The organism is Geminicoccus sp. (genome assembly GCF_035556675.1).
Taxonomy (GTDB): Bacteria; Pseudomonadota; Alphaproteobacteria; order Geminicoccales; family Geminicoccaceae; genus Geminicoccus.
On the sequence record NZ_DATMFZ010000133.1, the window covers coordinates 1 to 10,148 of the forward strand.

11 protein-coding genes are annotated in these 10,148 nt (G+C 68.0%); 5 read left to right on the forward strand and 6 right to left on the reverse strand.

What is annotated here, in order from left to right; all coding sequences use genetic code 11:
• Positions 1-134: 134 nt before the first annotated feature.
• Genes VNS22_RS10515 through VNS22_RS10530 form a run of 4 tightly spaced genes read left to right on the forward strand, consistent with a single transcriptional unit; the run spans position 135 to position 3,717 of the window.
• Positions 135-1,205 (forward strand): amidohydrolase family protein, encoded by a 1,071-nt coding sequence (locus VNS22_RS10515; protein ID WP_325732151.1) that lies wholly within the window; start codon positions 135-137, stop codon positions 1,203-1,205.
• Positions 1,202-2,308 (forward strand): amidohydrolase family protein, encoded by a 1,107-nt coding sequence (locus VNS22_RS10520; protein WP_325732153.1) that lies wholly within the window; start codon positions 1,202-1,204, stop codon positions 2,306-2,308. The genes VNS22_RS10515 and VNS22_RS10520 overlap by 4 nt, the downstream gene beginning before the upstream one ends.
• 1 nt (position 2,309) lies before the next feature.
• Positions 2,310-2,723, forward strand: coding sequence for a Rieske (2Fe-2S) protein (locus VNS22_RS10525; RefSeq protein ID WP_325732155.1), 414 nt, complete (start codon positions 2,310-2,312; stop codon positions 2,721-2,723).
• Positions 2,695-3,717: a PDR/VanB family oxidoreductase gene (locus VNS22_RS10530; RefSeq protein WP_325732157.1), complete on the forward strand. Its 1,023-nt coding sequence runs from the start codon at positions 2,695-2,697 to the stop codon at positions 3,715-3,717. Before VNS22_RS10525 ends, VNS22_RS10530 begins: the two co-directional genes overlap by 29 nt.
• Here VNS22_RS10530 and VNS22_RS10535 read toward each other — a convergent pair.
• On the reverse strand, positions 3,662-4,879 hold the full coding sequence (locus VNS22_RS10535) for a TetR/AcrR family transcriptional regulator (RefSeq protein ID WP_325732159.1): 1,218 nt from the start codon (positions 4,877-4,879) through the stop codon (positions 3,662-3,664). The two genes, VNS22_RS10530 and VNS22_RS10535, sit on opposite strands and share 56 nt — an antisense overlap.
• Between VNS22_RS10535 and VNS22_RS10540 the strand changes: the two genes are divergently transcribed.
• A complete protein-coding gene (locus VNS22_RS10540) occupies positions 4,847-5,149 on the forward strand; it encodes a hypothetical protein (RefSeq protein WP_325732161.1) in 303 nt (100 codons plus the stop codon). The two genes, VNS22_RS10535 and VNS22_RS10540, sit on opposite strands and share 33 nt — an antisense overlap.
• A 105-nt stretch (positions 5,150-5,254) precedes the next feature.
• On the opposite strand, the gene VNS22_RS10545 is transcribed toward VNS22_RS10540, so the two are convergent.
• From VNS22_RS10545 to VNS22_RS10565, 5 genes are all read right to left on the reverse strand, one after another.
• Positions 5,255-5,395: a hypothetical protein gene (locus VNS22_RS10545; protein WP_325732163.1), complete on the reverse strand. Its 141-nt coding sequence runs from the start codon at positions 5,393-5,395 to the stop codon at positions 5,255-5,257.
• A gap of 136 nt (positions 5,396-5,531) precedes the next feature.
• Positions 5,532-6,548 (reverse strand): SDR family oxidoreductase, encoded by a 1,017-nt coding sequence (locus VNS22_RS10550; protein ID WP_325732165.1) that lies wholly within the window; start codon positions 6,546-6,548, stop codon positions 5,532-5,534.
• A gap of 74 nt (positions 6,549-6,622) precedes the next feature.
• On the reverse strand, positions 6,623-7,633 hold the full coding sequence (locus VNS22_RS10555; RefSeq protein ID WP_325732167.1) for a hypothetical protein: 1,011 nt from the start codon (positions 7,631-7,633) through the stop codon (positions 6,623-6,625).
• 217 nt (positions 7,634-7,850) lie between these two features.
• A complete protein-coding gene (locus VNS22_RS10560; RefSeq protein WP_325732169.1) occupies positions 7,851-9,653 on the reverse strand; it encodes a multicopper oxidase family protein in 1,803 nt (600 codons plus the stop codon).
• Between the two features lie 65 nt (positions 9,654-9,718).
• Positions 9,719-10,148, reverse strand: a 430-nt coding sequence (locus VNS22_RS10565) for an SCO family protein (protein ID WP_325732171.1), incomplete at its 5' end; no start/stop codon positions are given.

A 10,148-nucleotide genomic window follows, 5' to 3' on the forward strand; every position in this document is an offset into this window, starting at 1 on the left:
CCGAACGGCCAGGCGATCCTCGACCGGCTGTCCGCCCAGACCCAGTGACGCCGGCACCACTTATTGACCAGTAAGTAGGCGACGCCCTATCGTCGCCTCCAACGGCGCATCAAGACATCAGGGAGCCGGGAACGATGGACCTGCGCGGGCTGGCACCGATCGACTGCGACCTCCATCCGGCCGTGCCGGGCATGGCGACGCTCCTGCCCTACATGGAGCAGCACTGGCAGGACACGTTCATCGCGCGCGGGATCGATGGCCTGGACTTGGCCCTCTACCCGCCGGACGCGCTGATCTCCTGCCGCCCCGACTGGCGCCGGGACGGCGAGAAGCCCGGCTCCAGCCTGATCGCGATGCAGGAGCAGGCCCTGGACGGGTTCGGCGCCCGCTGCGGCATCCTGAACTGTCTCTATGGCGGCCCGGCCCTCTACAGCGAGGACATGGGGGCGGCCGTCTGCCGTGCCACCAATGACTGGATCCGAGCCGAGTGGCTCGACCGGGAGCCGCGCCTGCGCGCCTCCATCGTGGTGCCGGTGCAGAACCCCGACCTCGCGGTGGCGGAGATCGAGCGGCTGGCACCCGACCGGCGCTTCGTCCAGGTCCTGCTGCTGGCGTCCGGCGAGCTGCCGATGGGTCGGCGCCAGCACTGGCCGATCTATGCTGCCGCGGAGAAGCATGGCCTGCCGATCGGCATCCATGCCGGCAGCGGCAACCGCCATGCGCCCAGCGGGATCGGCTGGCCGCCCTACCTGATCCAGGACCATGCGACCTATGCGCAGACCTTCCAGACCCAGCTCCTGAGCCTGCTGGCGGAAGGCGTGTTCGGCAAGTTCCCGAAGCTGCGCTTCGTCCTGATGGAATCCGGCTTCACCTGGCTGCCGCCGTTCTTGTGGCGCGCGGTGAAGATGTGGCGCGGCATGCGCCGGGAGATCCCCTGGGTGGAGCAGTCGCCCGACCAGATCTTCCGCGAGCGCGTCCGCATCACGATCCAGCCGGCCGACGCACCCGCCGATCCGGCGCAGATGGCCCAGCTTTTGAAGATGATCGGCTCGGACGAGATGCTGCTGTTCTCGACCGACTACCCGCACTGGCGCTTCGAGGGCCGGGACGCCCTGCCGCCGGGCTTCGACGACGCGCTCGTCCGGAAGATTTTGGTCGACAACCCGATGGCCACCTACCCGCGCCTGAAGGAGACGCTGTCATGACCACCGCGACCGCGACGCTCGAACGGCCCGTGGCCCGGCAGGCGACCGAGATCGTCGACTGCGACATCCATCCGATCATGAAGTCGCAAAAAGACATCCTGCCCTATCTGTCCCGGCGCTGGCAGGAGCATCACGAGACGATCGGCTTCCGCTTCCGCGGCCCCTTCCACGGCTCGTCCGCCTATCCCAAGGCAACGCCGGCCCTGTCGCGCGGCGACAGCTGGCCGCCCGAGGGCGGCCCGCCCGGCTCCAGCCTGCGCTTCATGCAGGAGCAGCACCTGGATGCGCTGGGCATCACCACCGGCATGCTCCAGCCGCTCTTCCCGGTCGGCATGGACGAGCGCAACCTCGACTTCGCCCATGCGGTGTGCCGCGCGGTGAACGACTGGCAGGTCGACGCCTTCACCTCGAAGGACCGCCGCCTGAAGGCGAACATCGTGGTCGCCTGCAACGACCCGGAAGGGGCGGTCCGGGAGATCGAGCGCTGTGCCGGCGACGGCCACCATGTCCAGGTGTCGTTCGCCACCCGCGCCGTCGAGCCGCTGGGCAGCCGCCGCTTCTGGCCGATCTACGAGGCCGCCGAGCGCCACGGCCTGCCGCTCGGCCTGCACAGTGTGGGCACCAATGGCCACGCGGTGGGGGCTGGCGGCTGGCCGTCCTTCTATTTCGAGGAGCACCAGTCGGTCTCAGTCAGCCTGCACGCCATGGTCGCGAGCATGGTGCTGGAGGGCGTGTTCGAGCAGTTCCCGAAGCTCAAGCTGATCGTGATCGAGGGCGGCTTCGCCTGGCTGGCCTCGCTTGCCTGGCGCCTGGACGATCTGTGGCCGAAGTTCCGGGCGGAGGTGCCGCATCTCAAGCACCCGCCATCCTTCTACATCCGGCGCAACGTCTACTGCACGACCCAGCCGATGGACGAGCCGCCGATGCAGCGCGACCTGAAGACGGTGCTGGACTGGATCGGCTGGGACCGGGTCCTGTTCGCTACCGACTATCCGCACTGGGATTCGGACGATCCGCGCTACGTCTTCAAGTTCCCGATGTCCGAGGAACAGCGCACCATGCTGTTCTCCGGCAACGCCAAGAACGTGTTCGGGCTTGGCTGACATGGCGCGCCACATCGTCGCCAAGGCGTCGGACGTCCCGGAGGACGGCAGCAAGCTCGTCACCGTCGCTGGCCGTGCCATCGCGCTGTTCCGGGTCGGCGAGGAATATTTCGCGATCAACAATCGCTGCCCGCACGAGGGCGGCAGCCTCTGCCATGGCCGGCTGGTGAGCCTGGTCCGCTCCGAGGAGCCCGGCACCTACCGGCTGTCGCGCCGCAACGAGATGCTGCAATGCCCCTGGCACGGCTGGGAGTTCGACATCCGCACGGGCCAGTCCTGGTGCGACCCGGAGCGGATCCGCACCCGCAACTATGTCGTGACGGTTGAGCCGGGCGAGGAGCTGGTGAAGGGCCCCTACAAGGCCGAGACCTTTCCGATCTCGGTCGATGGCGACTATCTCGTGGTCGAGATCTGAAGGGGTGGCCCTGATGGAGCAGCAGGATCCGCGCCTGCAGACGATCGCGGTCCGGATCGCGGCGATCCACCGGGAGACCGACGAGATCCGCAAGTTCGTCCTGGTCCACCCGGACGGCGACGCGCTGCCGGCTTTCGCTGCCGGCGCCCATGTAGACGTGCATGTGGCCCCGGGCCTGATCCGGCAATATTCGCTGGTGAACCCGCCCAGCGATGCCGGGCGCTACGTGATCGCGGTCAAGCTGGAGCCGCAGTCGCGCGGCGGCTCGGCGGCCCTGCATCGCCAGCCCGCGGTGGGCGACCTGGTGCGGATCAGCCCGCCCCGCAGCAACTTCGCGCTCGATCCGGCGGCGACCCATCACCTGCTGCTCGCGGGCGGGATCGGGATCACGCCGCTGCTCAGCATGGCCGGCCAGCTGGCCGAAGCGGGCGGCTCCTACACGCTCGCCTACTTCGCCCGGGCAATGGAGCTGGCCGGGTTCGCCGAGGAACTGGCCGGAGCGGCGCCTGCCGGGCGGCTCAGCCTCCATGCCGGCCTGAACGCGCCGGCGACCATGGCGGCGGTCGCGGCATTGCTGGCGCGCCAGCCGAAGGGCACGCATGTCTATGTCTGCGGCCCGCGCCCGTTCATGGACATGGTGGGCGAGCTGGCCGCCGCGTGCGGCCCGGCGCTGCCGGTGCATCGCGAGGATTTCGCGGCGCTGCCGGTCCAAGCGCACGCAGGCGACGGGACCATCGAGGTGGAGCTGGCGCGCAGCGGCTCGACCGTGTTGGTCCCGCCCGACCGGACCATCGCGGACGTGCTGATCGAGCGGGGCGTGGCGCTGGAGACCTCCTGTGAGCAGGGCATCTGCGGCACCTGCCTCACCCGGGTGCTGGCCGGCGTCCCGGACCATCGCGACGAATTCCTGCTCGAGGACGAGCAGAATGCCGGAGAGCTCATCCTGCCCTGCGTTTCCCGCGCGAAGACCGCCCGGCTCGTCCTGGATCTCTGAGAACCGCTGCTGCCGCCGGGTTCGTTCCGTAGGCGCGCAGCAGCGTGTCGAGCAGGACCCGGTAGTTCGCCTCGACCGCCGCAAAGCCGCCGCTGTCGCGTGCGATCTCGCCGGCATAGGCAAAGGCGTAGCTCAGCATGCGTGCCAGCTCGGCCTGCGGCAGGCCGGCCTGGAGTTCGCCGCGGCTGACCGAGAGCGCCAGCGCGAATTCCACGGCGGCCAGGACCTCGGCCCTGAACTCTGCGATGCGCTGCCGGATCCCGTCGCTGACTACTTCGGAATCCCCGGCAAAGCGCGTGAGCAGGCTCCACACCCGGCCGGGCCGGCCCTCCTGGTTGAAGCGGTAATAGGACGCCCGGTTGAACTCGATGGTGGCCTCGATCTTCTGTGCCAGGCTGGATTGCTCGTCCCGCCAGATCCGCAGGAAGTGCTCCGACACGCGGGCCGCGTAGCGGTCGAGCGCCTCGGCGGCCAGTCCCTGCTTGTTCTTGAAGTGATAATGGATGTTGGTGGTGGTGATGTTCAGGATCTGGGCGATGTCGGCGAAGCTGGTGCCGCGAAAGCCGTTCAGGGTGAACAGTTCCGTCGCGACCGCCAGGATCGAATCGCGCATGGACGGGGCGGACTGATCTCCGGCACTGCCGGCACGGCCGTCCTTTGTCGAAGCGCGCCGACGACTCTTGCGCACGGCCGTCCCGTCCGCCCCTGCACCGGGCGAACCGCTGGCGGCCAGAAGGCGCGATACGGGCAGATGCGGGCCTGCCAAGCGCAGGGTCTCCTCAAGGTCGAAGCGGCCGACCCTGGACGGCTGCATGCGCTGCAAGGTCGTGCCGAATCGTACCTGCTTGGCTCCGTCTTTCAAAGGCTTGGCTGGATCGCGTCGATCGGCAGCGTCCCGCCGCATGACCGGTCCCGCCATCGCCGGACGGATGAACACCCGACCGTACCGCCCGCCCCGACCTGCCGGAAATCGGCCGTGATCTCGCTCATCCTGACGAAACCGGCCGACCGGTCCTTCTCTGGCGTCGATGGATGACAACCAGCAGCCCGCAGGTCGCGCGACAGAGGCCGCCGATTCCTGCCGCAGCGTTGGCCGCACAGGCTGACAGGGAAACCGAGAATAACTGGTATGAGCCTGGCCGAACTGGTGAAGATCGTGCATCTGCAGGCCATTGCCGCCCGCGCGGCCACGGTGTGCATCGCCGCCGCCCTGGCCGAGACCGGCAGCCCTGAACTGCGCACGAGCCTGCACCGGCACTGCCTGCGCTCGGCCGCAACACTCGACCAGGCGAGCCGGCAATCGGTGAACTTCTGCGCGAACTCGCCGACCTCGTCGAGATTCCCGAAAGTCTGTGCGGCGGCCAGGCGGATCCTGTTGCGGGTCCTGAAATATCGCCAGCCTCAGCCCAGGTCCGTAATCGTGTCATTCTGATCCGGCTGCGGACCCGGTCTTTTCAGGATCGATGCCGCTACTGTCAGCAGCCCACGTCTACCTGAGGGATCATGACCGATCGGCGCAGCGACATGGGGCGGGGCGTTACCGGTGACGGCTACCCTGGCCGAGCGCCACACCAAAGCAGAGGCCGACCGCGATGCCCGTCGCCATGCTGTCGAACAGCACTTCACCCACCACCGCGCCGAGCGCAATACCGAGCGCCAGTCCGGTACTCAAGCTCATGACTGACATATTGATCCATGATTCGGTTCCGACAACCGGACCCGGACAATCTATGCCGTCGACCAGGGCGGCCGCTGAGCCGCTGATCCGAGTAGTGGATGCAGCAGTAGATGATTTATGACATACTCACCAGCATTCAGCTCCGGCCGCGCAAGGCGAAGCCCATCAGGGCCGCCAAGCCCAGGGCGCCAGCCGCGGTCAGCAGGCGGGCGCTCGATCCGGTCAGTCGCAGGGCGTCGGTCTTCGCCTCCTGGCTGAACGATCCGCGCAATGCGTGGCCGCCCGGCACGGGCTGGAACAGATTGTCCCGCCGCTCCAGGCCGGTGGGGGCGGGCCGGCACTGGCCCGCGACCGTGGTGGCGGCCAGATAGCGGTCGGCCAGGCCGGGTGCCGCCATGTCGCCCAGGATCGCCAGGTCGGTGCTGCCGCCCAGCCAGTATTCCCGGTCCGCATGGCGAGCGGCATGGCAGATCGCCTCGGCGGCGACCTCCGGCTCGTAGACCTGCCCGGCCGGCCGCGGCTGGCACTCCATATGGGTGCGCGCCCAGTCGAACTGCGGCGTGTTCACCGCCGGCAGGTGCACGGCGGTGAGCCGGATGCGGCTGCCGTCATGGATCAGCTCGGTACGCAGGCTGTCGGTGAAGCCGCGGATCGCGTGCTTGGCGCCGCAATAGGCCGACTGGAGCGGGATGCCCCGGTAGGCCAGGGCGGAGCCCACCTGCACGATCGTGCCGCGGTCGCGCGGCCGCATGTGGCGCAGGGCCGCCATCGTGCCGTGGACGAAGCCTAGATAGGTGACCTCAGTCACCCGGCGGAACTCCTCGGGTGCGAGGTCCCAGAACCGCGAGAACACGGTGACCATCGCATCGTTGATCCAGACGTCGATGGGTCCCAGCTCCCGCTCGACCCGCTCGGCGGCAGCGAACACCGCACCGGGATCGGCCACGTCCGCCGGCAGGACCAGGGCCTGGCCGCCCAGATGCTCGACCTCGGCGCGCACGGCCTCCAGGGCCGCCGCATCGCGCGCCAACAGGCCGATCCGCCAGCCGTCCCGGGCCAGGCGGTGCGCCACCGCCCGCCCCACCCCCGCCGAGGCACCCGTCACCACGACCGCGCCGTAGGGCGGGCGGGCGGAAGCGGCAGGGATCGGCATCGGTGCTCCTCGCGGCGGTTGGTCGGGACCTGCCCGACCAACCGCAGCAGGAACACGGAGTTCCGTTGCCCGGCTCAGCGGCCGGTCATGTCCGCCGTGGCGGAGGCCTGGTTGAGCGCGCCCGGCGAGGTGGCGAGGATCACGGCCCGGACCTGGCTCGGGCAGACGCCGCCCGGAATGGTCAGGTTGCGGAAGTCGGCGCGATAGAGGCCCTGCGGCGGGTTCACCGTGTTGTCCGGCACCGCCTGGACTAGGCCTACCGCGGTGAAGCGGTTCGGGTTGTTCGGGGTCGGGTCCGGGATCCGGATCTGCACGGTGGCATTGGCCGGGTTGACCGTGCCGCCGCGCACCTCGATCTCGTCGCGCCCGCCGCCGCGCACCCGGCAGTCGGCGCGCAGGATGCTGACCTGGGTAGTCTCGGTGTTGGCCAGCTCGGCGCTGTCGGCTTCCAGCGTATGATAATAGAGGGTGTTCTGGTCGCGGATGAAATAGCCCTCGGCGGACACCAGCGTGCCGGGGGTGATGCTGTTGGGTTTGATCCGGAGCCCGAAGCCGTTGATCGGGCGGCCGGCGGGCATGCGCGGATCGGTCAGGCGGACGATCGCCATACCGTTGACCGTCATCTTCTTGACGCCGCTGCCGTCCACATCGACCCGGCCGGTCGCCTCGCCCACCACGACATGCTCGAACATGTCGGTGAACACGTCGCTGGCATAGACGATGCCGCTCACGCTCTCGCCGATGACGATCGCGGTGCCGCCGATGAAGCCGCCCTGGGTGCGGCCCGGCATCGGGTCGGACTGGGCGGTGAAGCCGCGCAGCAGCTCCGTGGCGGTCGCGGTATCGGTGGAGCTCGCGGTGGGGGTGTGCACCAGGGCACCCGCCAGCACCTTCACCGTGGCACCCAGCACCTTCATCTCGCCGATGACGGAGCGCCCGGCCTCGGTCCGCGGTTTCGCATAGACCCTCACCTGCGTCATCGGCCCTTCGAGCTCGACATCGGGCAGCGCCACCTGTGCGCCGGCCGGCGTGAAGGTGGCCGCGAGTGCTATGGCGGCGGCACCGAGCAACAGATTGCGAAGCATGATCTGCCCTCCTCGAGGCGTGCTTGTCCTTGCGCCCGGCAGCCAGTGTCGGGCGGGTCGTCCCAGGAATGGTCGGATGGGGCCTGAAAATAGCCCCTCGGCGCTGGAGCATGTCCTGTCTGGATCAAAAATGATCCGGATCGGAGGAACATGCCTGGCCAGTCAATATGGAGCAGTTTCTTCCCGGTCAGGCGGCTTCACCTGACCGGGAACCGCCCTAGGGCACGATGTTCCAGGTCGCCATCATGCCGTGATCCTCGTGCAGCGTGTTGTGGCAGTGGATCACGTAGCGGCCATTGTCGCTGCTCTTGTTGGCGTAGTCCGGATCGGGGAAGTCGCGGAAGCGCATGAACACCTCCATCTCGTCGATCCGCCGCGTGCCGCCCATGCGGTAGATGTCGGTGCGGTAGCGGTTCTCCGGCGCGATCTGGCGGCCGTTCTCGGAGATGATGATCCCTTCCTCGAAATGGACGTGGATGGGGTGGTCCCAGCCGCCGGACGTGCTGCGGAAGCGCCAGATCTCGGCCGAGTTGCGGCGCACCTTGTCGGGCGGGTTGAGCAGGAACTCCGGTGCATGGTCGATGTCCGGGTCCCAGAGCTTGCCGTTGATGTGCCACATGCCGTTCTTGCGGCCGAAATCCCATTCGCGGACCTTGACCACCTCGTTGAGGTTGACCGAGGGCAGCGGGCGGAACGCGTTGGGCACCCGGCTCGGGTCCTCGACCACGCCCTGGACCCGGAACTCCAGGAGCTGGTTGCCGACCGAATCCGGATGGGTGGATTTGCCCCGGTCGATGCCGCGGCCGTCCTCCATCATCACCAGGTTGTTGGCGAGATAGACCCGGTCGCCATTCTTGAACTTCTTGAAGTCGATGATGATGTCGGCGCGCTCGGCCACCCAGAGCTCGAGGCTGGTGATGTCCTTGCGCGTCCGCGGCAAGAGGTTGCCGCTCTCCGAGATCTGGTGGAAGGGCTGGTTGGCGCCGTCCTTGCGCAGGACCAGGCGGTAGAAGCGCGACGGCCCGCCGTTCAGGATCCGGAAGCGGTACTTGCGGCGCTTGACCGGCATGAAGGGCTGGACCTTGCCGTTCACCGTCAGCTTATCGCCCAGATAGCCGTCATTGGCGAACTGGTTGAAGACCAGCTCGCCGCTGTCCGGGTCGAACTTCTTGTCGGCCAGGATCAGCGGCACGTCATAGTCGCCACTCGGGAGCTGCCAGCCGGTGGTCTCGTCGCCGGTGTCGTCGTCGTCGAACATCCGGACCATGCAGACCAGGCCCTTGTAGACATTGGACGCGGTGAACTCGGGCCGGTGGTCGTGCAGGAACAGGGTGGTTAGGGTTTCGCGCAGGTCGCCGCCATTGACCGGGTCGACCCATTTGGCCGGGATGCCCTTGGTGGTGGTGAAGCCGGCCCGCGCCATGCAGTAGTGGTGGTTGCGGAAGTTCGGCTTGCCCGAGGGGTTCTTCTTGGGCGGGATCCAGTTCCAGGGGCCGCCGTCGCTCTCCGACGCGGTGTGGAAATTGTGCAGGTGCGGCGCGATCTCGGGGTGGCCAAAGCCCTTGTGCTTGTCGGCGGACGGCAGGTCGTTCTCGATATGGAGGCAGAACGGCTGGCCGTAGCGGGCATCGATGATCGGGCCGCCGAAATTGTCGCCATAGCTCCAGACCGGGCTGCGCAGGTCCTTGGTGAACCGGTGTTTTCGCTCACGCACGCGCAGATGATACATCTTCTTCATCGGGAAGCGGCTCGAGCAGTACTGGTGATCCGCCTCGTTGTAGGGGTAGCTGCTGTCCTCTTCCGCCGGCTCCGGGATCGGCAGCCGCTCCTCGAACGGCGTGGTGCGCGGGCTGGCCGAGCTGGCGGCCAATGCCTGGCGCAGCGAGGCGCCGCGGAAATAGAAGGCGCTCCCGGCGATCAGGCCGAGCCGGGCGAGATCGCGCCGGCTGAACTTCTCGGCCTGGATCTCCCTCAACAGTTCGCGCGCGCGTCGGGCCGCACGCTCGGTGGTGGTCAGCATCGAGCAGTATTCCTTGGGAAGAATATGGCAGAACAGCCGGGAATGCCGGCGGGGACGGGCTCGGCTCAGGCGACATCCGCGATGGAGGTCACCGCCTTGACGATCCAGGCGGGCCTGCCGAGGCTGGCGGTGGCCGCCCAGCGGCCGAGCCGGTCATTGCCGTAGCGCAGGATCCCGGTGTGGTTGTCGAGTTGGAGGTCGTATTCCGGGTTCAGGCTGGCGAAGCCCAGGGCACGGCGCAGCCGCTCGATGTCGTCCGGCTCGCCGGTCAGGAACTTCCAGCCCGGCTTGACCTCCCAGAGCTCGGCATAGTCCTTGAGGATGTGCGGCCGGTCGAAATGCGGCTGCAGCGTGATCGAGTACATGAAGATGTCCCGATCCATCCGCTCGGCCAGCGCATCCTGCACGGCGCGCAGGTTCTCAGTGACCAGCGGGCAGGTGTCACCGCAGCTCTGGAAGAAGAAATTGATCAGTACCACCCGGTCGCGGATCAGG